21 protein-coding genes are annotated in these 23,363 nt (G+C 60.8%); 15 read left to right on the plus strand and 6 right to left on the minus strand.

All coding sequences use genetic code 11. The annotated features are described in order from the left end of the window. Positions 1 to 23: 23 nt before the first annotated feature. Together DW645_RS02365 and DW645_RS02370 are read left to right on the plus strand one after the other, a co-directional pair. Positions 24 to 1,049 (plus strand): low specificity L-threonine aldolase, encoded by a 1,026-nt coding sequence (locus DW645_RS02365; RefSeq protein WP_118226087.1) that lies wholly within the window; start codon positions 24 to 26, stop codon positions 1,047 to 1,049. 77 nt (positions 1,050 to 1,126) lie between these two features. Beyond that, positions 1,127 to 1,708, plus strand: a complete 582-nt coding sequence (locus DW645_RS02370) for a GNAT family N-acetyltransferase (protein WP_118226089.1) — start codon at positions 1,127 to 1,129, stop codon at positions 1,706 to 1,708. 123 nt (positions 1,709 to 1,831) lie between these two features. On the opposite strand, the gene DW645_RS02375 is transcribed toward DW645_RS02370, so the two are convergent. Beyond that, positions 1,832 to 2,554 carry a GntR family transcriptional regulator gene (locus DW645_RS02375; protein WP_118226091.1) on the minus strand — a complete coding sequence of 241 codons (723 nt, stop codon included), beginning with the start codon at positions 2,552 to 2,554 and terminating at the stop codon, positions 1,832 to 1,834. A 205-nt stretch (positions 2,555 to 2,759) separates the two neighbouring features. Here DW645_RS02375 and DW645_RS02380 point away from each other — a divergent pair, with 205 nt between their 5' ends. The 12 genes from DW645_RS02380 (at position 2,760) to DW645_RS02435 (ending at position 16,166) form a co-directional block, all read left to right on the plus strand. Continuing rightward, the gene (locus tag DW645_RS02380) at positions 2,760 to 3,752 is read left to right on the plus strand and encodes an SIS domain-containing protein (RefSeq protein WP_118226093.1); all 993 of its coding nucleotides are present in this window, start codon (positions 2,760 to 2,762) and stop codon (positions 3,750 to 3,752) included. 293 nt (positions 3,753 to 4,045) lie between these two features. Further along, a complete protein-coding gene (locus tag DW645_RS02385; RefSeq protein WP_118226095.1) occupies positions 4,046 to 5,128 on the plus strand; it encodes a DMT family transporter in 1,083 nt (360 codons plus the stop codon). A gap of 183 nt (positions 5,129 to 5,311) precedes the next feature. Beyond that, entirely contained in the window at positions 5,312 to 6,235 is a 924-nt protein-coding gene (locus DW645_RS02390) for a PTS mannose/fructose/sorbose transporter subunit IIAB (RefSeq protein WP_118226097.1), read from the plus strand. Positions 6,236 to 6,271: 36 nt separating this feature from the next. Continuing rightward, on the plus strand, positions 6,272 to 7,066 hold the full coding sequence (locus tag DW645_RS02395; protein ID WP_118226099.1) for a PTS sugar transporter subunit IIC: 795 nt from the start codon (positions 6,272 to 6,274) through the stop codon (positions 7,064 to 7,066). Positions 7,067 to 7,079: 13 nt separating this feature from the next. Next, positions 7,080 to 7,913, plus strand: coding sequence for a PTS system mannose/fructose/sorbose family transporter subunit IID (locus DW645_RS02400; RefSeq protein WP_118226101.1), 834 nt, complete (start codon positions 7,080 to 7,082; stop codon positions 7,911 to 7,913). Between the two features lie 197 nt (positions 7,914 to 8,110). Then, positions 8,111 to 9,094, plus strand: a complete 984-nt coding sequence (locus DW645_RS02405; protein WP_233540695.1) for an SIS domain-containing protein — start codon at positions 8,111 to 8,113, stop codon at positions 9,092 to 9,094. A gap of 161 nt (positions 9,095 to 9,255) precedes the next feature. Next, positions 9,256 to 9,885: an HAD family phosphatase gene (locus DW645_RS02410; protein ID WP_158568656.1), complete on the plus strand. Its 630-nt coding sequence runs from the start codon at positions 9,256 to 9,258 to the stop codon at positions 9,883 to 9,885. Positions 9,886 to 10,091: 206 nt separating this feature from the next. Further along, entirely contained in the window at positions 10,092 to 11,099 is a 1,008-nt protein-coding gene (locus tag DW645_RS02415; protein ID WP_117637429.1) for a YitT family protein, read from the plus strand. A 104-nt stretch (positions 11,100 to 11,203) separates the two neighbouring features. Then, positions 11,204 to 11,923 carry a GntR family transcriptional regulator gene (locus DW645_RS02420; protein ID WP_117773274.1) on the plus strand — a complete coding sequence of 240 codons (720 nt, stop codon included), beginning with the start codon at positions 11,204 to 11,206 and terminating at the stop codon, positions 11,921 to 11,923. Positions 11,924 to 12,303: 380 nt separating this feature from the next. Next, a complete protein-coding gene (locus DW645_RS02425; RefSeq protein WP_118226107.1) occupies positions 12,304 to 14,286 on the plus strand; it encodes an ATP-dependent DNA helicase RecQ in 1,983 nt (660 codons plus the stop codon). Between the two features lie 2 nt (positions 14,287 to 14,288). After that, entirely contained in the window at positions 14,289 to 15,053 is a 765-nt protein-coding gene (locus tag DW645_RS02430; protein ID WP_117563752.1) for a GntR family transcriptional regulator, read from the plus strand. A 144-nt stretch (positions 15,054 to 15,197) separates the two neighbouring features. Continuing rightward, complete coding sequence (locus DW645_RS02435; RefSeq protein WP_118226109.1) at positions 15,198 to 16,166, plus strand: SIS domain-containing protein; 969 nt, start codon at positions 15,198 to 15,200, stop codon at positions 16,164 to 16,166. 382 nt (positions 16,167 to 16,548) lie between these two features. Here the strand turns inward: DW645_RS02435 and DW645_RS02440 are convergent, their stop codons facing one another. Continuing rightward, positions 16,549 to 17,526: an L-lactate dehydrogenase gene (locus DW645_RS02440; protein WP_117765544.1), complete on the minus strand. Its 978-nt coding sequence runs from the start codon at positions 17,524 to 17,526 to the stop codon at positions 16,549 to 16,551. A 211-nt stretch (positions 17,527 to 17,737) separates the two neighbouring features. Between DW645_RS02440 and metA the strand changes: the two genes are divergently transcribed. Continuing rightward, a complete protein-coding gene (gene metA, locus DW645_RS02445) occupies positions 17,738 to 18,664 on the plus strand; it encodes a homoserine O-succinyltransferase (protein ID WP_117583845.1) in 927 nt (308 codons plus the stop codon). A gap of 24 nt (positions 18,665 to 18,688) precedes the next feature. Here the strand turns inward: metA and DW645_RS02450 are convergent, their stop codons facing one another. The 4 genes from DW645_RS02450 to DW645_RS02465 form a co-directional block, all read right to left on the minus strand. Beyond that, on the minus strand, positions 18,689 to 19,285 hold the full coding sequence (locus DW645_RS02450; RefSeq protein WP_118226111.1) for a 5-formyltetrahydrofolate cyclo-ligase: 597 nt from the start codon (positions 19,283 to 19,285) through the stop codon (positions 18,689 to 18,691). Positions 19,286 to 19,413: 128 nt separating this feature from the next. Beyond that, positions 19,414 to 19,743, minus strand: coding sequence for a type II toxin-antitoxin system HicB family antitoxin (locus DW645_RS02455; RefSeq protein ID WP_117629027.1), 330 nt, complete (start codon positions 19,741 to 19,743; stop codon positions 19,414 to 19,416). Continuing rightward, a complete protein-coding gene (locus tag DW645_RS10220; RefSeq protein WP_117629026.1) occupies positions 19,736 to 19,999 on the minus strand; it encodes a type II toxin-antitoxin system HicA family toxin in 264 nt (87 codons plus the stop codon). The genes DW645_RS02455 and DW645_RS10220 overlap by 8 nt, the downstream gene beginning before the upstream one ends. A 146-nt stretch (positions 20,000 to 20,145) precedes the next feature. Further along, on the minus strand, positions 20,146 to 23,190 hold the full coding sequence (locus DW645_RS02465; RefSeq protein WP_118226113.1) for an insulinase family protein: 3,045 nt from the start codon (positions 23,188 to 23,190) through the stop codon (positions 20,146 to 20,148). Positions 23,191 to 23,363 lie beyond the last annotated feature (173 nt).

Consider the following 23,363-nt stretch of genomic DNA (forward strand, 5'->3'; position numbering starts at 1 on the left):
GTGCCCGGCTAGAGAGGATTGCCATGCTCGCGTTTAACAACGACTACTCCCACGGCGCACATCCGGCAGTGCTGCAGGCACTCGTCGACACCAACATGGAGCCGCAGCCCGGCTACGGTACCGATGCGCACACCGAGCGCGCCAAGCAACTTATTCGCGAGGCCTGCCAGGCCCCCGATGCCGACGTGTTTTTTCTGGTGGGCGGCACGCAGGCCAACGCGACGGTGATCGACATGCTGCTTGCGCCCTACGAGGGCGTCGTTGCTGCTGAGACTGGCCACGTCGCCTGTCACGAGGCGGGCGCTATCGAGTTTGGCGGCCACAAGGTGCTCACCATCCCCGGCTACGAGGGCAAGATGCATGCCGAGGACCTCGAGAACTATATCCAGGTGTTCTACGAAAACGAGAGCTACGAGCACACGGTGTTCCCGGGTGCCGTGTATGTGAGCCTATCGACCGAGTACGGCACGCTGTACTCCAAGGCCGAGCTCGCGGCGATTCACGCGGTGTGCCAGAAGCGCGAGATTCCGCTGTTTGTGGACGGTGCTCGCCTGGCCTATGCGCTGGCGGCCGATGAGTGCGACATTACCCTGCCCGAGCTGGCGCAGCTGTGTGACGTGTTCTACATCGGCGGCACCAAGTGTGGTGCGCTCTGCGGCGAGGCTGTGGTGTTCTGTGGCATGCACGCCCCGGCGCACCCCATTCCGCGTATTAAGCAGCATGGCGCACTGCTCGCCAAGGGCCGCCTGATGGGTGTGCAGTTCGAGGCTCTTTTTACCGATGGCCTGTATTTTGAGATTGGTCGCCAGGCGATTGAGACCGCTCAGGCGCTTCGTCGTGTGCTGCACGAGCGCGGCTACCAGTTCTTCTTGGAGACGCCCACGAACCAGCAGTTCGTGATTCTGCCCAACGAGGATATGGCCCGCATTCGCGAGCATGCGGCGATCGAGTACTGGGAAAAGTACGACGATACTCATACGGTGGTGCGCTTTTGCACCAGCTGGGCCACGACGCAGGAGGACATCGACGCGCTGGCGGCTGTCCTGTAGCCTGATGTAATGACGAGGGGCCGCCCTGCGCTGGGTTTGGCGCAGGGCGGCCTTTGCTTTTGGGGGAGAAGAGTTGTATGACCGAGATGTCCGAGCCGACGATTCGCCTGGCGACGCCCGAAGACGCGCCGGCGTTGCTTGCCATCTATGAGCCATATGTGCGCCAGACGGCGATTACCTGCGAATACGAGGTGCCGAGCGTTGAGGAGTTCGCCGGGCGCATCGAGCGTACGCTCAAGCGCTATCCGTACCTGGTGATGGAGCTGGACGGGCGTCCGATAGGCTATGCCTATGTGAGTCCGCTCAACAGCCGCGAGGCATACGACTGGTCGGTCGAGACGTCGATCTACCTGGCACGCGATGTGCGCCATGGCGGGCTGGGTCGCAAGTTGCACGATACGCTCAAGCAATGCCTGATTGCGATGGGCATCACCAACATGTGCGCGCTCATCGCCGTGCCGCACGATAAGGACGACGAGTATCTGACGCACAACAGCCAGGATTTCCATGCCCATATGGGATATCGCCTGGTGGGTGCCTTCGACCGCTGCGCCCAAAAGTTCGGCCGCTGGTACGACATGTGTTGGATGGAGCTGGTCCTAGCCGAGCGCACGCCCAACCAGCCCAAGCCAACCTGGTTCCCCGACCTCCTCGCCTAAAACCACCACAATGGGGACAGGCACCTTTGTGGTGGTTTCTCTTAAAAATCGATCGTTTTTGGCGCGTTAACCCTAAAAACCACCACAAAGGTGCCTGTCCCCATTGTGGTGGTTTTCGATTGGTTAGCCGATGGGCTCGGTGTATTTGGCGCGGTCGGTGCGCTGGATGCGCTTGGAGACATGGAGCGGGCGGCCGTCGGTGTCGTAGACGTAGTCGGTGATCAGGATCAGCGCCTGCCCACGCTCAACGTTGAGCAAAAACGCCTCGTTTTGCGAGGCATAGCACACCTCAAAGGTCTTATGTCCCTGTGCCGGCGCGCGATGGAATTCCTGGCGCAGCGTGGCGTAGAGCGAACCGTTGATATCGCGGTCGATGAGTGCTTCAAAGCTCGGTGGTAGATAGGTGGTCTCCAGGCACAGTGGCGCATCGTCCAGATAACGCAGACGGACAAGTTTGACGAGCTTGCTGCCCACGGCGGCATCAAAGAACTTGGCTATGCTGCCGCCCGCCTTGGTAAAGCCCGAGTCCACCGTGCGCGTGGTGGGCTTCATGCCCTGACCCTGGACCTGCGCTGTATAGCTCGAAAACACCAGGTTGTTCTCGTGGAGCGCCGGCGTGTCGGCCACAAAGGCGCCGCGCCCGCGCTCGGTTCGAACCAGACCCTCATCAACGAGCACCTTAAGGGCATGGCGTACGGTGCTGCGCGACAGCCCCGATTCGTCCATGAGTTCCATCTCGGACGGCAGCTTGTCTCCGCGCGCGTAGGTGCCGGCGGCGATGCGGTCGCGAAGCGTACCCGCCAAGCGCTCGTATTGGCTCAGTTTCTTTTTAGATGAAGCGTTCATGCGATCAGCCTATATCTAACTTGTATGCTTATCTAAGCAAGCATGTATTCAATACGACAACAAAACCGCTGGTAGCCAATTATCAAAAACCGCATCAGCAAAAATTCTAAGACAAATATAGCATACAACTAGTCGACATAACCAAAACATGTATGTAACTTGTATGCCATCGAGAGCATCAAACGAGAAGAAAGGCTGATGCGCGATGACTACTCAGGAACAGGTTAAGGACGTCGTCTCCCAGGTTTTGGCTGACAAGGCAGACAAGGGCGGCATCAAGCGCGTCGTGTGGATTGGCGCCGGCGGATCCAACGGCGGCAACTATCCTGCCCAGTACTTTATGGAGCACGAGGCCACGCAGGTCGTGAGCTCCAGCTACACCAGCAACGAGTTCGTGCACGCCACCCCGGCCTACGTCAACGAGAACACCCTGGCCGTTGTCGTGTCCATGCGCGGCACCAAGGAGACCATCGTCGCCGCCCAGGTCGCCAAGGACCACGGCGCCAGCACCATCGCAATCTATGTTGACGAGTCCGGCCTCACCGAGGTCTGCGACTACAAGATCCAGTATGACAGCCTGGCCGTCGACGAGTCCTGCATGGGCCGTACCAACTCCGCCGTCGTGACCATGATCGCCATGGAGCTCACGCAGCAGACCGAGGGTTATGCCGAGTACGAGACCGCTATGGCCGCCTTCGACCTGGTCGACCCCATCTATCGCAAGGCCGTCGAGTACACCCGTCCGCTCGCTGCCAAGTGGGCCGAGCAGAACGCCGACAAGCCCTGCATCAACGTGATGGCTCAGGGTCCGCTCTTTGGTGCCGCCTACGTCTTTAGCATCTGCAACGTGCAGGAGATGCTGCAGATCGACTCCTGCACCATCAACACCTGCGACTTCTTCCACGGCCCCTTCGAGATCCTGGACAAGCGCACCTCGCTGTTCCAGCTCATCAGCGTCGGCCGCAGCCGCTGCAACGACGAGCGCGGCATCCGCTTCGTCAACCAGTACGGTGGCGAGCGCGTCTATCAGCTCGACGCCAAGGAGCTTGGCCTCAACGACATCAAGGACAGCGTGAGCGAGTACTTCAACCACCTGATCTTTGCCCCGATCCTCAACAATGTGTACATGCGTGCACTCTCTGCAGTCACCCACAAGGACTACATGACGCGTCGCTACATGTGGAAGCTTGAGTATTAGTTACGGCGTTTTACCAAACGCCGTAACCGGCCGACGCTGCAAACCCGCCAGAGCGGCAATCTGCCTTTCAGCTTCGGCGGCATGACCAGAAGGTCAATGCCGCCTCACTTCAAGGCACCTTGCTCGCTCTGGCGGGTTTTCGCTGACATTGCCAAAACATCGACGATACCGTGGCTGGCGGGACACTCCCTTTGTCTAGAGATTTCCCGTTTGCCGATTTGTGCCTTGAAAAATGTATATAACGACTATAACGTAGTGTGAAACATATTGGAAACAATACCGAGGAGGCTGCGTTGAAGAAAAGCAATCTGGGCTATGTGCTGGTGCTGATCGCCGCGCTTATGTGGGGCAGCATCGGAATCTTTGTAAACGGCATCTCGGCCATGGGCGTTACGTCCCAGAGTATGGCTGCCTTTCGCTTGTTGGTCGGAGCGCTTATCTTGGCGCCGGTCCTGATGTTTATGGGCTGCCGTTCGGGTGAGGGGTCTACCGTGGCTCAGGGTCCGCTGGCCCTGTTCAAGGCAAGCCCTAAAGAGCTTGTTTCCTGCGCGCTTGTCGGTATCGTCGGTTTGGCCGCCGCCAACACTTGCTATTACGAGTGTATGGGCGAGGTGGGCATGTCCACGGCCTCGGTGCTGCTCTATACCTCGCCGGTGTTTGGCGTCGTGCTCGGCCGCGTGCTTTATCGCGAGGACGTGACCCCCAACAAGCTCGTTGCCATCGCTTTTAACATAGGGGGCTGTGTACTTGCGGTAACTAATGGCGACCTTTCCGGTTTCCATTTTTCGGTTTGGGGCGTCACGTCGGGCGTGATCGCGGGCTTTTGTGGCGCGTCGCTCGCGGTGTTTAGCCGGATAGCAACCAAGACGGTCCACCCGCTGGCTGTCACGTTTTGGGGCCTTGTTTTTGGCGGTGCGGTTATGGCGGCTATCGCGGCTCCGTGGCCAGATGTCGCCGCGGCAATGTCGCCACAGCTGCTGCTGTTGTTCTTTGGTTTTGGACTCATCCCCACAGCCGTGGCCTATGTCTTATATATGCAGGGTCTGTCCATGGGGCTCGAGACGTCGAAAGTTCCCGTCGTAATGTCATTCGAGACGGTCGTCACCGTACTGCTGGGCATTGGTGTCTACGCCGAGCCCGCCGGCGCGATCAAGGTCCTGGGCATCGTGCTGGTGCTCGCGTCCATCCTGATCATGAACACCGACTTCTCCAGGCTGCGCAACAGCGTCATTGTCAAACGTATTGTCGAGAGCATGACCTTTAAGCCCAACGCGTGGTGGACCGAAAAATCTCAGGACATGGATCTGTTTAAGGAACGCACTGGCATCGCGCTGGAGCCCACCGTGCAGGAAAGCCCCTGGTACTTCGTGCGATAGAGGATTGTGCACGGCGTCTGGCCTGGGGTTATCCAGCCAGCGCCGGCCTATCCAGCCCCAACGTTTCAAGTACGTTAAACCCGTCAACGGTCGATTTTCACCCGCGAACGGTCTTTATACTAATTAGCAATATAAGCAACGTATAAGACGTTATAATGACCATAACGAAAAGGAGGAGGCAAGATGAATCAGATCATTCTCGCATCTCATGGCGGCCTGGCCGCAGGCGCCAAAGACACGCTCGAGATGGTTCTCGGCGACGTGTCGAACGTCCACGTCGTGTCGCTTGCTCGTGACGACAAGGAGCCCATCACCAACAAGGTGGACGCCATGATCGCCACGTTCAACGCGGACGAAACCGTCTATGTGCTGACCGATATGCTCGGCAGCTCGGTCAACAACAGCATGGTCGAGCTTTCCAAGAACGGCACGAAGTTCACGGTTGTCAGCGGTTTCAATATTCCGCTGGCGCTGACGCTCGCTATGAGCCCCGCCCCCATCAAGGGTGCCGAGCTCGCGGCCCTCATCAACGAGGCCCGCACCGGTCTGACCAACCCCAACGCACCGGTCGAGGCCGTCGCGGCTCCCGCCAAGAAGGCCAAGGCGTCCCGTCACAGCTCCGGTCCCGCCAAGATCGTCCTCGCACGTCTTGACTACCGTCTGCTGCACGGCCAGGTCGTCTTTACCTGGACCACCAAGGTTCAGGCCGAGCGCATCATCGTCGTCGACAACGCCGCCGCCAACGATGACATCAAGAAGGGCGCTCTTAAGCTGGCCAAGCCCCAGGGCGTGCGCCTGAACGTCTTCACCGTCGAGCGTGCCCTCGCCAAGATGGACAAGCTCAACACCCTCGGCGAGCGCGTCATGTTTGTCTTTGGCAACACTGCCGAGATGCTGCAGTTCTGCCAGGGTTACAAGCTCGACGCCATCAACCTGGGCGCCACCGCCAACCACGACGGTGCCGATCAGATTGGCGGCAAGGACAGCTCCGTCTTCTTCGACGCCACCCAGAAGGCCGACGTCAACCAGCTGCTCGACATGGGCATTAAGCTCTACGTCCAGCAGACCCCTACGTATCAGAGCGTCGACATCGACGCCAAGCTGTAATCAACCAGGCTTTTGCCTGACTGAAAGGAGAAGGGTATGAATACGTTCATCAGTGCGGTGCTCGTCGGCCTCGTCGGCGTGTTCTGCATGTGGGACTCCCGCCTGCTCGGTCGTCTTAACTTCGAGCAGCCCCTCGTTGGCGCTACGCTCGTCGGTCTGCTGCTGGGCGATGTGCCCACCGGTCTTGCCGTCGGTGCCGCCGTCGAGCTCGTGTCCATGGGCCTGGTGCAGGTCGGCGCCGCCGTTCCGCCCGATATGGTCCTGGGCGGCATCGTGGCCGCTGCCTTTGCGTGCCTGACCGATGCTTCCGCCGAGACCGCCATGACGATCGCCATCCCGGTCGCCGTCCTGGGTCAGCTCCTCGGCATCGTGTTCCGTTCCATCATCGCCGTCCTCACCCATGTGGCAGATAGCGCGATCGATAACGGAAAGTTCAAGACCGCCTACCGTATGCACATCTGCGCCGGCTCCGGTTTGTACGCCATCATGTACTTCCTGCCGATCTTCCTCGCCGTCTTTGTTGGCACCGACCTGGTTCAGGCCATCGTCAACATGGTTCCCGAGTGGCTGTCCACTGGTCTTAACGTTTCGACCAAGATCATGACCGCCTACGGCTTGGCCCTGCTGCTCACCATGATGATCAAGAAGGGTATGACTCCGTTCCTGTTCATCGGTTTCCTGCTCGCCGCTTACCTCAACCTGTCCGTCATCGCGGTCGCTCTGATCGGTGTGTGCCTGGCTGTCGTCTTCATGGGCTTCAAGTTCAACGGTTCCCATGCAGCCGCCGGTGTCGATTCCGACTACGATCCGCTCGAAGACGACGAAGACTAAGGAGGAACACACTATGGCAACCGCAACCAAGGACGTGTCCCTGAACAAGAAGGTCAGCCAGTTCTTCTGGCGCTCCTGGGCCATCCAGGCCTCTTGGAACTACGAGCGTCAGATGAACATGGGCTTCCTCTACGGTATGGTTCCCACGCTCGATCGCCTCTATCCGGACGAGTCCGACCCCAAGCAGCTTGCTGCTAAGAAAGAGGCTTACCACCGTCACATGGCGTTCTACAACTGCACCCCGCAGACGAGCGCTTTCATCCTGGGCCTCGCCGCCTCCATGGAGGAGGAGTACGCCAAGGATCCCGAGAACTTCAACCCCGATTCGATTAACGCGGTCAAGACCTCCCTTATGGGCCCGCTTTCCGGCATCGGTGACTCCTTCTTCCAGGGCACCATCCGCGTTATCGCCTTTGGCTTGGGCGTTCAGCTGGCTCAGCAGGGCTCCATCATGGGCCCGATCCTGGCCCTTCTCATCTCCATCGTCCCCTCCGTGCTGATTACTTGGTTCGCAGCCAAGATGGGCTATCAGGGCGGCCACGAGTACCTGAGCAAGCTTCAGGGCGGCGACCTCATGGAGAAGCTCATGTATGTCTGCGGCATCGTGGGTCTTATGTCCGTGGGCGGCATGATCGCCACGCTGATCGGCGCCACCACCCCGCTGCAGTTCGCTGACGGCACCGTCGTTATCCAGGACATCCTGGACGGCATGATGCCCCAGATGATCTCCCTTGGCCTCACCGGCCTTATGTACTGGCTTATCAAGAAGAACGTCAACACCGGTTGGCTTCTCGTGATCGCCATTGTGGGCGGCATCGCCCTCTCCGCGGTCGGCATCCTGGCCTAGTCGCGACTAAGCGCCTAACCGCTTTCCCCCGGGGGCCTGCCTGGCATCCCATACCCCAGGCAGGCTTCCATCCCTAAATGTGTCAAAGGGCAGTCCCTTTGACACATCCTCAACGGACCGGCGACTCGGTCCAAATCACGGTAACCCTGCGAGCGCCCGGCAATGTGGCGCCGCAAAAATTGAAAGGAATGTGTCAGATGTACGAGATCGACCTTAACCTCCCTAAGCAGATCGTCGGTGACGTCCTGTCCAACCACGAGATCCACAGCGTCGCCTTCGTCGGCTGCGGTGCCTCCATGTCCGACCTTTACCCCGCCAAGTACTTCCTGGCCAACAACACGGACAAGCTGAACGTTCAGATCTTCACCGCTAACGAGTTCAACTACGACACGCCTTCCTGGGTCAACGAGCACACCTTCGTGATCACCTGCTCCCTCGGTGGCTCCACGCCCGAGACCGTCGAGGCCAACAAGACCGCCAAGAAGCACAACTGCCCGGTCGTCTCCCTCACCAACAAGGCTGGCTCCGCTCTGACCGTCGACGCTGACTACGTCATCGTTCACGGCTTCCACGCCAACTTCGCTGCCAAGTGCGAGAAGCCCGGCTACGCCATCGCTCTTGCTGTCGAGATCCTTCAGCAGACCGAAGGCTATGACCACTACGAGGACATGATCACCGGCCTCACCAACGTCTTTGAGCTCTGCGAGAACGCTGCTCAGTCCTGCAAGAAGCTCGCCAAGAAGTTCGCCGAGGACTTCAAGGACGACAAGATGATCTACTTCATGGCTTCCGGTGCCTCCGAGAAGATGGCTTATTCTCACGCCGCCTTCCTGTTCACCGAGATGCAGTGGATCGACGCCGCCGCCTACAACACCGGTGAGTACTTCCACGGCCCGTTCGAGGTTTCCACCGAGGGTAAGCCCTACGTCTTCTTCATGTCCGATGGTGCCACCCGTCCGATGGACGCCCGCGCCCTCACCTTCCTTAAGCGCATGGGCGCCAAGGTCGCTCTGATCGACTCCAAGGACTACGGCCTGGCCGACGCCGTGCCGGCAAGCGTCGTCACCTACTTCAACCCGCTGCTGCACCTCGCCGTTATGCGCGAGTACGGCAACCAGATCGCCGAGGCCCGTCAGCACCCGCTGACCATGCGTCGCTACATGTGGAAGCTTTCCTACTAATCACAAGTAAGTAGACCTTACGGGTTGATTGAGAGGGGATGGGGTTTGCGCCCCGTCCCCTTTTTTGCTCTGGGGAGGGCGTGCGCGCACGCGCCGCAAAAACCCAGATAAAACCTACCAAAATAAACCTGTCCCTTTTTGGCAGGTGGGAGGAGATGCGTATGATCAAGGCAGTGCTGTTTGATATGGACGGCGTGCTGGTCGATACCGAGTGGTTCTATAACCGTCGCCGTGTGGCGTTTATGGAGGAGAAGGGGTTCCACTTTGACGAGATCCCCGATCTTTCGGGGTCTAACGAGCCCGCCATTTGGGAGACGCTGGTTCCCGACGATATTGAGCTGCGCGAGCGCCTGCGCGTGGAGTACAAGCAAGTCTACAGCCCGGACCACCCCGTTCCGTATGCCGAGCTGCTCAACGAGCAGACGGAGCCGGTGATGCGCGAGCTGCACGAGCGCGGCGTGAAGTGTGCCATCGCGAGCTCGTCGTATCGTGAGTTGATTGACGAGCTGGTGGAGATTGCGGGTATCGCCGATGTGCTGGATTACACCATCAGCGGTCACGAGTGCAGTGCGTTTAAGCCCGACCCCGAGATCTACCTGCGTGCCATGGAGGCGCTGGGGGTGGAGCCTGCCGAGTGCTTGGTTATCGAGGATTCGCCTTTGGGCATCGAGGCCGGCAAGCGCTCCGGCGCCCGCGTCCTGGCACTGCGTCCGCACGAGGGCGTCAACCTGGATCAGTCCGCCGCCGACGTTGTCATCGACAGCCTGACCGACATCCTACCTGCCATTTAGGGACAGGTTTATTTTGGCAGGTTTTATCTGGGCAAACGCCGAATTCGCCGTGAAGGGATTGCTCTCTTCACGGCGTTTTTCTTTTGAGCGGCCTCACGGTCCCCCTGATGGTTGTCGAGAGAGGGTGAATTGAGGCGCCCTCTGTCGCTCCATGTTACAATCGCCGACATGCCCCACAACTACATCTGCCTTCGAAGGGAGCCTACGTGGCGAACGCCATCGACCAGCTCACGGACCGCGTGCTCGTGCTCGGCCGCCTCACCATCGTCCGCCGCGCCATCACCGCCGTGGCGGTCACAATTTCCGCCGTTCTCCAGACATTCCTAATCCAGGCGTTCATTCAACCCGCCGACCTGCTTCCGAGCGGCCTTACCGGCGTCGCGGTCCTGCTCGATCGCGTTACCTCGCTCGGTGGCGTTCACATCGACATCTCGCTCGGTATGCTCGCGCTCAACATCCCCGTGGCGCTCCTATGCTGGAGCGGCATTAGCAAGCGTTTCGTCATCTTCTCGATGACGCAGGTCGTGCTCTCGTCGCTGTTCCTCAACGTCTTTCACTTCGCGCCGTTTTTGGGCGACAAGATCATGCTAATCATTTTTGGCGGCGTGGTCTCGGGTCTGGGCGCTGCCATCGCGCTTAAGTCCGGCGCATCTACCGGCGGCACCGACTTTATCGCGCTGTGGGTCTCCAACCACACGGGTAAGACCATCTGGGGTGTCATCTTTGGTTTCAACTGCTTTATCCTGGCGATCTTTGGCTTTATGTTTGGCTGGGATAACGCGGCGTACTCCATAGTGTTCCAGTTTATTTCGACCAAGACCATCGACAGCTTCTATCATCGCTACGACCGTGTGACGCTGCAGATCACAACGCGCAAGGCAGACGAGGTCATGACCGCCTATGTTGACCATTTTCAGCATGGTATTAGCTGCGCCGAGGTCATCGGCGGATACAGCCGTGAAAAGATGTACCTGCTGCACACCGTTGTCTCGACCTACGAGAGCCAGGACATTATCAAGCTAGTGTGCGACATTGATCCCGGTGCCGTGATCAACGTGTTCCACACGCTCAGCTTTGTGGGCGGCTGGTGGGGTGGTCATGTCGACGAGCCCATGCCCACGGCCGTTCCCGATCCCGACAAGCCCGCACGCATGGCCAGCAGGCAGGCGCGCCTCAGCGAGCAGGACAGTCTGCAACAGGACGACGGCAAGTAAGGTTTTGCTGTATGTGGTGTATCGTTTTATCCAACTGAGGTAACATATAAAAAGACGTTATATACGTATTAGTTATTTTAATATTTCGATAAGAGTGATTAGATATGCCTGCGCCCAAAAATGCACCGCTTTACCAGCAGATTTACGACGAAATCAAGGACGCGATCGAGAAAGGTGTTTATGCACCCAAGGAGCGTATTCCGTCCGAGCTTGAGCTTGCCGAGCAGTACGAGGTGAGCCGTATTACGGTGCGCCGCGCCGTCGAAGAGCTATGCTCCGATGGCTACCTGGTTAAGCAGCAGGGCCGCGGTACCTTTGTTTCCACGCCGCACATCAATCGCCAGTTCCACGCCTCGACGCTGCAGACGTTTACCGCACTGTGTGCCAGCAACGGCATGAAGGCCGGTGCACATGTGGTCGATTGCCAGATCGTTCCGGCGCGCCAAAACGAGATGGAGTTCTTTGGCCTGCAGAAGGATGCGCTGCTGCTGCATATTAAGCGCGTGCGTACGGCCGACGGCGAACCCATCTTTGAGGAGAACATCTTTGTGCCGTTTGACGCCTACCGTGAGCTGTTGACGGCCGATCTTGAGGACAAGTCGATTTTTGCCGAGGTCGAGCGTGTTGGCGGAACCCCGATTGTCTCGGTTGGCTACCGCACGGTCGAGGCCGTTCGAGCTAACGCCGAGCAGGCGGCCGAGCTGGGCATTGCTCCGCACGATCCGCTGCTCAACCTGCGTGCCGGCTTTATCGGTCCCAATGGCGAGCCGGTCCTGATGGGTAAGCAGTACTACGTGGGCAGCCGCTACGTTATGGTCATGTAAGTTACGCGGTTTTACCAAACCGCGTAACGGGCCGACGCTGCGCCCTTGGTTCCGCCGTTCTAGCGAACGGCGGACCGGTCGACGCTGCAAACGCCCCTAAGCGGCAATCTGACGTTCAATCGTCGGTCGCGTACTGAAGTACGCTTCCCTCCTCTTTCACGTCACCTTGCTCGCTTAGGGGCGTTTTCGCTGACTTATGCTCAACCTGAGACGTTTCCACGCCTGTCAAGAGCTTAGCCGTTGGGGACGTTCTTAAACGACTAGTCATTCAAGAACGTCCCCAATGACTACCCGCAGAATGAGCGTGGCTGACAGCCGTACGGCAGCGGTCCGCGTGGCGGCGTATAATCGGCGGCAGATGACTTGGACGTTAGGAAACCATGACCGATAGCATGCAGCAGACGGCGCTCGACACGCTCGGCGCCTATTTTGGCTACACCTCGTTTCGCCCGGGGCAGGACCGTATGGTCGATGCGATCCTTGCCGGCTGCGACGCGCTGGGCGTTATGCCCACGGGCGCCGGCAAGTCCATTTGCTACCAGGTGCCCGCGCTCATGCTGCCCGGTATCACCTTTGTGGTGAGCCCGCTGCTGTCGCTTATGGAGGACCAGACCCGCGCGTTGCTCGCGGCGGGTGCGCGGCCCAGCTATCTCAACTCCAGCCTTACTCCGGCCCAGCAAAACACCGTGCTCAAGCGGGCGCGCGAGGGCCGCTACCAACTTATGTACGTGGCGCCCGAGCGCCTGCTCGAGCCGCGCTTTTTGGCCTTTGCGCAGGAGGCCGCAGCGGACGGCGGCATTGGCGTGCCGCTCGTGGCCATTGACGAGGCCCACTGCGTGAGCCAATGGGGACAGGATTTCCGCCCCGCCTACCTGCAGATTCGCGAGTTTATCGATTCCCTGCCGCAGCGCCCCATCGTGGCGGCCTTTACCGCTACGGCAACCGAGCGCGTGCGTGCGGACATTCATCAGATGCTCGGCCTGCAAAACCCCGCGACGGTAGTGACGGGCTTCGATCGCAAGAACCTCTACTTTGGTTGCGAGGAGATGGGCGACAAGGCCAAGGCCGCGTGGGTGCGCGATTATGTGATCGCGCATTCGGGCGAGAGCGGCATCGTGTATTGCTCGACCCGCAAGACGGTCGATGCGCTGGCAGGCGAGCTTGCCGAAGCGCTGGGCCCCAGCGGCATTCGCGTTGGTCGTTACCATGCCGGCATGGGTAACGACGCCCGCCGCCAAAGCCAGCGTGCCTTTATCGATGACGATATTCAGGTGATGGTTGCCACTAACGCCTTTGGCATGGGCATCGACAAGCCCAACGTGCGCTACGTGATTCACAACAACGTGCCCGAGAGCATCGAGGCCTACTACCAGGAGGCGGGCCGCGCCGGTCGCGATGGCGACCCGGCCAGCTGCCACCTGCTGTGGAACGGCAACGATTTTCGCATGCGTCGTTTTTTGATCGACCGCGGCGATGCGGCCGACGAGGCGCTCGACGACGAGCAGCGCGCGTGGGCGCTCCAGAATCGATATCGTCTGCTCAGCCAGATGGAGGGCTACTGCAATACCACCGGCTGCCTGCGCGAATACATGCTGCGCTACTTTGGCGACGAGGCCGCGGCCGAGCATGCGGCAGCGGCTGGTGCGGGCAGCACCGCCACGGACGAGGCCGAGGGCTGCGGCAACTGCAGCAACTGCCTTACGCAGTTCGAGGTCGAGGACGTCACCGATATGGCCCGCGCCACCGTGCGCTATGTGGCCACGCGCCCCATGCGCTTTGGCAAGTCGCTCATCGCCGACGTGCTCCACGGCGGCAACACCGAGCGCATTCGCCAGATGCATCTGGACGAGGACCGCGGCTACGGTGAGCTGTCGAGCGAATCGGTCGGGCGCATCAAGGACATCATCGGTCAGCTGTGCGGCCGCGGTTATTTGGCCACCTCGCAGGGGCAGTACCCGGTCGTTGGGCTGGGCCCGCGTGCCGGCGAGGTCGAGGATGAGGCGTTCGCCTTTACCGTTAAGCGTCGCGCGTCCAAGCGCAAGGCCTCGGCCCGCGCCCGCCGCGCGGTGGATCTGCTGCGCGAGGAGGCTGAGCTGGATCAGCGCCCGCGCGTGGGCGACGATGCCGAGCTGTTCGAGCGCCTGCGTGCCTTGCGCAAGGAGATCTCGACCGAGCTGGAGATGGCGCCGTATATGGTCTTTTCCGACAAGGCTCTGCGCGGCCTGTGCCGCCTGCGCCCTCAAACGCGCGAGGAGCTGATCCGGGTCAACGGCATTGGCGAGAAAAAGGCCGACGCCTTTGGCGAGCAGTTTATGGCGGCGATTGAAGAATTTGAGTCCGAGCATGCGCGGGATGGAGCGTAATGATGGCAGCCGATAGCAAGACCGAACGTTCCGAGCGCGCCGAGGTGTCCGCCGTGCCGCTGTACCAGCAGGTTATGGACGACCTAAAGGGCGAGATCGCGCGCGGCGTGTACGCGGCCGGCTCGCGTATTCCTTCCGAGATGGAGCTCGCGAAGTCCTACGGCGTGGGACGCATCACCGTGCGCCGCGCCATCGAGGAGCTGTCGCGTGCGGGGTATCTCAGCCGCCAGCAGGGGAGGGGTACCTTTGTGTGCGCTCCCAAGCTCAAGCGCAAGATTCGCCAGAAGGGTGACGTCCAGAGCTTTACCGAGGGTTGTGCTGCCAACGACATGGTGCCGGGTGCGCGTCTGGTGTCGCGCACGGTGGTCGCAGCGACGCACGAGGATGCGGCGTTTTTTGGGGTGGAACCCGGCTGTGAGCTTATCGTGGTCGAGCGCGTGCGCACGGCCGACGGCGTGCCCGTCATGCTCGAGAACAACGCCTTTGTGCTCGCCGACCATCCCTACCTGCAGACGCTTGCCGATAAAGACCTCGCCGATAACTCGATCTTTGCGCTCGTTGCAGAGCATTCGGGCCGCGCGCCGCTCAAGTCCGATCCCTGCACCGTGGAGATTGCGCTTGCCGATGCTCAGGCGGCCCCGCTGCTGGAGGTGCCGGTCGGCGAGCCGCTCTTTTATATGGAGGCGTACTTTACCGATGCGGACGAGCGGCCCCTACTGCTCGGTCGTCAAAAGATCGTTGGCTCGCGCTACGTGTTTGACATCTAACGTCCACAGATAGAACAACATAGAACAAGTTTGGCGAAATGACTTCACCCACGACAGCTTGCGTGCTATAAATAGGACAACATAGAACGACCGCAGGTACGAGCAGCCGCCACCAAAAGCCACCACACAAGGAGGAGCATCAGCATGAACGCACATGATCTGATTCAGGAAATTATCGAGCGCAAGGGCAAGGTCGAGAATGTCTTTTGGATCGCCTGCGGCGGTTCGATGATCGACCTGATGCCGGCCAACGAGCTGCTCAAGCGCGAGGCGACCACGTTTACCTCGACGGTTTACACGGCGCGCGAGTTTTGCCTGATGGCCCCCAAGAGTCTTGGCGAGAAGTCACTCGTCATCGCCTGCAGCCACAGCGGCAATACGCAGGAGGTCGTCGACGGTTGCGAGATGGCGCTGGCAGCCGGCGCCGAGGTCGTTGCCCTCACCGACTGCGAGGGCTCAAAGATCGACAACGGCAAGTGGACCACCTGGGTCTATCCGTGGGGCAAGGGCGAGTCGCAGGCCGAGGTCCCGCAGGGCATTGGCGTGCTAATGGCTGCCGAGCTGCTCGACCAGCAGGAGGGCTACGAGGCGCTCGCCGACATCTACGCCGGCCTTAAGCAGATGGACGCGCTGCTGCCCGCCGCCCGCGAGAAGGTCAACGCCGAGCTGGGCGATCACTTTGCCGAGCTCTGCCAGCAGCACAAGTTCTTCTATATCCTGGGATCCGGCCCCAACTTTAGCCAGACCTACGCTATGGCCATCTGTTCGCTCATGGAGATGCAGTGGCAGCACTGCTGCTACATCCATTCCGGCGAGTACTTCCACGGTCCCTTCGAGGCCACCGAGCCCGGCGTGTTCTACTTTGTGCAGCTCGGATCGGGTGAGTGCCGCCCCATGGAGGAGCGCGCACTTGCGTTCCTCAACACGCACACCGATACGGTCATGGTACTCGATGCGCTCGAGTACGGCCTGGGCGACGTGCCCGCCAGCGTGCGTTCGTTCTTGGAGCCGATCTTCTTCTACGCGATGAGCTGCGAGCTGCGCGCCGCCCGCGGCAAGGTGTTCGACCACAGCCCCGAGGTTCGTCGCTACATGGGCATCGAGCAGTACTAAGTAGCTGGGAAAGCAATCTTTTATGACGGGGCCTTCACCAAACGAGGGTCCCGTTTGCGTCGCGGCACCCCGTCCCAGCTGTCTGATAACGAAGTCAAATACTTTCCCCAGAAGTGAACGACCTATTTTGGACCCCTGAAGCATCCGCACTTTTTGGCGCCAAAACCGCAGGAAAATCTCGATGAAACCGCAGGAAATAGCAGCTGAAAAGTGTCGATGCTTCGGGGGTCCGATTTTGCTCGCTCACTTTGCGGGAAAAGTATTAGACCTGAATCTGCGAGCGTGTCGCGTGAGCCAAAAAAGCGGGCCGTGCCGGGGATTTCCGGCACGGCCCGCCCTGCATTGCGTCCGTTATGAGCGAGTTGCCGCGTCAACCGGCGAACTACTTTGCGTCGTAGGCCTCGGCATCCCACCAGTCGAGCTGGGCGATGTTGTCGCGAATGTGCTGGCAGCTCTTGTGGAAGCCCTCGAGCTCGTGCTCGGAAAGGTCGAGCGTGTAGACCTCCTCGACGCCCTCGGCGCCGATCACGCACGGCAGGGAGGTGAAGATGCCCTCCTCGCCATACTGGCCGGTCATGAGCGTGGAGGCCGAAAGCACGGCATGCTCGTTGTGCAGCACGGCGGCGCAGACACGCGCAGCGGAGTTGGCGACGGCGTACTCGGTGCACTGCTTGCCCTGGTAGGTCACATAGCCGCCCTTGCGCGCGAGCTCCTCGACCTCCATGTGGTCAAAGGCGTACTTGTCGGGGTTTTCGGCCTGAAGCTCGTTGAGGCTCTTGCCGGCGATGGTTGCGGCCTTAAAGGCGGCCAGCTGGCTAAAGCCATGCTCGCCGATCATGTAGGCGTCGATGGACTTGGGGCTCACACCGACCTTCTTGGAGATCTCGGTGCGCAGGCGGGCGGAGTCCAGACCGCAGCCCGAGCCGATGATCTTCTTGGGATCGTAGCCGGTCAGGTGCCACAGCTCGGTGCACACGACGTCGCAGGGGTTGGAGATGCTCACGAAGATGCCGTCAAAGCCGGCGTCGACGATGCGCTTGGCAAAGGTGCGGGCGGCGTCGGTGGTAAAGAACAGCTCACCGTCGCGGTTGCCGGCGGCCAGCGCGACCTTGCCGGCAGCGTTGACGATGACGTCGCAGCAGGCCAGCTCCTCGTAGTGGTCGTAGCAGTTGACGATCTTGGTGTTGTACGGGACAAACGAAAGGGAGTCGCGCAGGTCCTGGACCTCGGATGTCACCTTGGTCTCGTTGATATCGCACAGGTACAGCTCATCGGCAATGCCCTGCATGAGCAGGCTGTTGGCGACATGTGCTCCTACGTGGCCCTGGCCGACCACACCGATCTTACGCGTCTGGTACATATATGTATCCTTTCGGCCGAGTTTCTCGCATCGAACCATTGTAGCGTCCTGCTGTCACTTTGCTAAGCTAAAGCGAAGTAGATTTTTGGGACATGCTTTAATCTCTACTTTTGGAGTGATTTGGGCCGCTGGCGACATCGCCGGGCGATGTGCTCGCGCGGATGGGGCCGCTCGTTGTACCATAGCTGCAACTGACTCGTAAGGAGCATCCATGCCCATTCGCATCCCCGACGCCCTCCCTGCCGCCGCGCAGCTCGAGAGCGAGAACATCTTTGTCATGACCGAGTACCGCGCGCTGCACCAGGACATCCGTCCGCTGCGTGTGCTCATCCTCAACCTCATGCCCACCAAGATCGCCACCGAGACGCAGATTATGCGCAAACTCTCCAACACGCCGTTGCAGGTGGAGGTGGACCTGCTGCGCACCAAGACGCACGAGGCCACGCACGTGAGCGCCGGCCACCTGGAGACGTTCTACCGCACGTTCGACGACATCCGCGACATCCACTACGACGGCCTGATCATCACGGGCGCGCCGGTGGAGCAGATGCCGTTCGAGGAGGTCGACTACTGGCCCGAGCTCTGCCAGATCATGGATTGGTCCACCACGCACGTGCACTCCACGCTGCACATTTGTTGGGGCGCGCAGGCGGGGCTCTACCATCATTACGGTATCCAGAAGTACGACCTGCCGGCAAAGGCGAGCGGCGTATTTGAGCATTATCTGGTGAAGCCGCAAAGCCCGCTGGTCCGCGGCTTTGACGACCGCTTCTATGCCGTGCATTCGCGCAACACCGATGTGCGCCGCGAGGACGTGGAGGCCGAGCCGCAGCTTGAAGTCGTGGCCGTGTCCGACGAGGTAGGCCTGTACATTGTCAAGTCGACCGACAGCCGTCGCTTCTTTGTCTTTGGCCATCCCGAGTACGATACCGACACGTTGCGTCTGGAGTACGAGCGCGACGTTAAGCGCGGCCTCAACCCTCAGGTGCCGGCGCATTACTTCCCGAACGACGACCCCACCGCCGAGCCGCGTAACGTCTGGCGCAGCCAGGCTCAGCTGTTCTACACCAATTGGCTCAACTACTACGTCTACCAGACCACACCCTACGACCTGGCCCGCGCCGGCGAAGAGCACTAGGCCTGTCGGGAGGTGCGCCAGCCGTTAGGCGCTGATGATGTGGGGTAGCGGCAGGTCGTGGACATCGGTGGGAACGTGATCGACACGCTGCTCGTCAAAGGCGATGCCGATGATTTGGCATGCGGGCGAGAGCATGGGCAGGTAGCGGTCATAGCAGCCGCCGCCGTAGCCTAGGCGCGTGCCGGTGCGGTCGAATGCTACGAGCGGCACGACGATCATGTCGAGAGCTTCGGCAGGCACGATAGGGAAGCGGCTGCTGTCGATGTCCGTGGCCGCAAAGGCCCGCGTGGGGTGGGCGATAAACGTAGCCGCGTCCGCGTCGCCGGCAGCAACTGCCCGCATACACATGCGCTGGCCACAAGCTGCGGCGTCTGTTGCCGAGAGCATGCACGGATAGGCCACGCGCCAGCCACGTTTGGAGGCAGCTGCGGCAAACGCGGCTGAGTCGACTTCGGAACCCATCGCGGCATAGACGGCAACGGTGTGCGGCGCCGCGGCATCCAAGCGGCCCAGCAGCTCAACCAGCCGCGCACAGATATCAGCAGACTTCGCCGCCCGCAAGTCCAAATCAAGAGCATCGCGCCGAGCAATCACCGCCCGCCGCAACTCAGCCTTGTCCATCCCGGCTTCCTCTCCCAAACCTACCAAAAAGGGACAGGTTTATTTTGGCAGGTTTTATCTGGGCAAATGTCGAAACCACCACAAAGGTGCCTGTCCCCTTTGTGGTGGTTTTGGCCCATGCGTTAACGCTATAACGCCGCGGCGATTGCTTCGGTCACAAACTTATTGAGTGACTCGCCCTTCTTTGCCGCCGCCAGTGCTGCCTGCTTGTGAAGCTCGGAGCCTGTTCTCACATTGAACGAGCCCTTAAAAGCCCGCTCTGGTTCCTTGCCCTTTTCGGCACAAAACTCAAGGTAATCGTCGACGGCGTCGTGGAAGCATTGCTCCACTTCTTCAGCCTTGGAGCCTTCAAATACAATTGCGTCCCTAATGCCGGCGACCATACCTGTTAGTACATGCTGCTCGGCATCGAACTCGACTGGGGCGAAATAGCCCTTGTATGCCAAAACGTTACTCATGACTGCCTCCGACATCCTGCAGAAATCGAACGATGTTTCGAATTGTCCCCGCTGTCAATTCGTCAGATGGATGAGGCGCGTGCATCACGAACATCCTGCCATCTGAGGGCCTGTAGAAGCGAATGCGCGATCCGGATGTCTTGCCTTTGCTGTCCATTTCAAAGCCATATGAGGCCATGACTTTTAAAAAATCGGCATACCGATACGTCGAAGGGCAGCTAAACAGTTGGGCGATGAGTTTATCGGCTCGAGTCATCCCGCCTCACATTCTGCAACTATATTCTAGTTGCAATTTTGATCCGATGCAATCACCCATACTATAGAACATGTGTACGTATAGAACAAGTGTTCGAACCACTACAAAGGGGCCTGTCCCCTTTGTAGTGGTTTTGCTTGCTGTGGTTAGCCCATCAGGTCGACGACGTTAAAGCCGGCGTTGCTCTTGGCGATGACGTCGCGGCCGCCAAAGACGCAGGTGGGCGACTCGGCCGCAATGCGCGTCACGTCGGCGCCGAGCGAGCGCAGCTCACCGGGCGTGGCGGCGAGCATCTGGGCGCGACGCTCCTCGCGCGCATGCGGATCGAGCCCGGCCAGATAGGTCGTGTTGCGGCGCTTGGTGAGCGCGTACGGCTTTACCGGCGCGTCCATGCCGCTCACGCAGCTCACGATAAAGCCCTCAAAGGCGGCCCCGTCGGGCTCAAAGCTGCCGAGCCATTCGCCCGCGCGCGCCACGCGCTCAATCGAGGGATCGATTGCCGGGTCGCGGTAGGTGTAGAACGCCGTCTGGCGCTCGCCGGCTGCGCGGAATCCGCAGCCGTATGCACCGCCCTTCACGCGAATCTCGTTCCACAGGTAATCGTAGGAGAGCGCGTTGGCAGCCACGGCCCAAGCGCCTGTCACGTCAATGCCTAGGCGACGCGGGTCGCACGCGCTTGCCGCAAAGCAGATGTCGCTGGGGATGACAAAAGCCTCGTGGCGATTGCACGGCGTCGGCACCACGAGCGCGTCGCGGCCGGCATCGGCGCCGTCGCCCGCGCCAAGCCCCAGGTTACCCGCGGCATCCCAGTACGCGTCAAAGTCCTCGTCGCTGCCGGTAAAGCTCGCCATGCAGCCATCGGCCACAAAGATGCGGTCTGCCAGCTCGGCAAGCTTGGCGCGCAGGCCGTCCAGGCGCTCGTCAAAGTGCTCGAGCAAATCGCGCAGGAACAGGTAGAAGTCCACGCCCGAGAGCTGCTCACGAACCACGGCCGAAGGCGAGCTGTAGCTCATCGCGCGACCGAGCGCCGCCGAGTGGCCGTTGTTGATAAAGCCCTGCTCAAGCCCAATGCGAATCTGCGTGAGCACGTCGCGCACGCGGTCGGCGTCGGCATCTGCCAAAAGCGTGCTCGACCATACCTCGCGCGGCAGGCTCGCCAGCGCATCGATCTTCTCGGACAGGGCGCCGGCGCTCACCAGCAGGTAGGGGCGCACGCCGTCCACTTCGGGCTGCGTCATGACCTCGGTCGTAAAGCTCAAAAAGCCCAGCTTGCCGGCGAGCAGGTTGTCGAGCTCCTCGGCCGAGTGCTCGCTCGTGGGCAGCTGTTTGAGCAGGCGGCAGAGCAGCGTCACGTAGGGCAGGTCCTCAAACGCGACGCATCCCAGGTCGAAATACTGCATGGCATAGGCCAGGCGGTTGGTGGGGATGTCGTGGCGCAGGCAGGGGATGGGCGTGGTCGTGTCTACGACCAGCGGCGGCTCGGGGCGCGCCTCGCCAATGTCGGACACGCGCAGGCGCGGCAGCGTGGCCTTGGCCTCGGGCGTGTCTTCTGCCTCCTGCGCGGCACGCAGCGCGGCCGTGCGCTCGACCACGTCGGCCAGCTCGGCATCGGTCATGGCATCGCGCTTGGCTGCCAGCTCGGCGGCCTCGGCACCCTCCGAACCCTCGGCGGCGTCCACCGGCACCAGCTCGACCAGTGCCATGTGGTCGTTTTCCAGCACCAGCTCGCGCAGCAGGTCCTCAAAATAGCTGCCGTCCAGCTCGCTACGAAGCTCCTCGTACACCGGGCCGTACTTGAGCGCCAGCGTCGCGGCGTCGTCATCGTAGAGCCAGGTGCTCAGCGCGTCGCACGCAATGGCCACGCCGTCGGCGATACCGTAGTCGCGCTGGCGCAGGTCGTATTCGTTGCTGCTGATAATGGCTTCCAGGCGCTCGCGCGGAACGCCGTGTTCGCACAGGTCGCGGCAGGCGTTCTGGAACACACGACGCAGCTCGCGCGCCACGCCGGGCTGCGCGTTTTGCAGCATGATGAGCTCGTAGGGCTGCAGGCTCTCGGCCGCGGTGTAGCTCACCACGTTGCCGCCCAGGCCGGCGGCCAGAATGGCCTTCTTAACCGGCGCTTCGTTGGAGCCCAGCAGCGTCTCGAACAGGATATCCGCCGCGATCGTACGCTTGCGGTCGAGCGCGCTGCCCAGCACAAGGCCCAGTCCCACCAGGGCGTTCTCGGGCGTGGTGGCCATCTCGACGCGTTTATACTCGCAGGTCACGGGCGCCTGCACGCCCAGCGGATTGGGTGCCAGCGTGGACGGGTCCTCGCCGGCGACAACGGCGGCGTCCATGCGGCGGCTCGCGGCACTCGGCTGCGACAGATAGCGCTCGTCCAAAAAGGCCAGTGCGCGGTCCACGTCCAGGTCGCCGTAGAGCGTGATGTAGGAGTTGGAAGGATTGTAGTGGCGCGCGTGCGTGTCTAGGAACTGCTCGTAGCTGAGCGCGGGAATCGCGCGCGGGTCGCCGCCGCTCTCGTGCGCATAGGCGGTGTCGGGATAGAGCGCGGCGTTGACGGCGTCGTCCAGCACGCTCATGGGGTCGGACAGCGCGCCCTTCATCTCGTTGAACACCACGCCGTTATAGCGCAGCGTGCCCTCGCGCAGGCTCGCGGAGCTGCCATCGCCCTCGCTCTCGGCGCTCTCCGGCAGGTCCAGCTCGTAGTGCCAGCCCTCCTGCTCAAAAAGGGTGGGCTTGGTATAGATGGCCGGGTTGAACACCGCGTCCAGGTACACGTCCATCAGGTTGTACAGGTCCTGCTCGTTGGTGGTGGCAACGGGGTAGATGGTCTTGTCGGGGTAGGTCATGGCGTTGAGGAACGTTTGCATGGAGCTCTTGATCAGATCGACAAATGGCTCCTTGACGGGGAACTTGGCCGATCCGCACAGCACCGAGTGCTCAAGAATATGGAACACGCCGGTGGAATCGGCCGGCGGCGTCTTAAAGCCAATGGCAAAGGCCTTGTTTTCGTCGTCGCATGCCAGGTACAGCAGGCGAGCGCCCGAGGCGGTGTGGCGCAGCACGTAAGCGTCTGCGTCGAGCTCGGGCACGGTCTCGCGGCGTTCGACGGTAAAGCCGTGGCAGGTGGTTCCGGGCACCAGCAGCGCGGCGGCAGCGGCGCGCGGGTCGGTTGAGGTGGTGGGCATATGCAGTCTCCTTTGACGCCCCAGCGGGGGCGAATCGAGTCGAATCCCCGAGAGTATACCCATATGGGGCCGCGGCTCTGCATCGAACTGAAGACGATGTGGGTGGACTAGCCTAACTGGGTTGACGGCGAATGCCGCGGGTAGCCGCTGCATCCCGCTAAAGTGAAATAACA

The organism is Collinsella sp. AM23-17 (assembly GCF_003470945.1).
GTDB classification, from domain to species: domain Bacteria; phylum Actinomycetota; class Coriobacteriia; order Coriobacteriales; family Coriobacteriaceae; genus Collinsella; species Collinsella aerofaciens_O.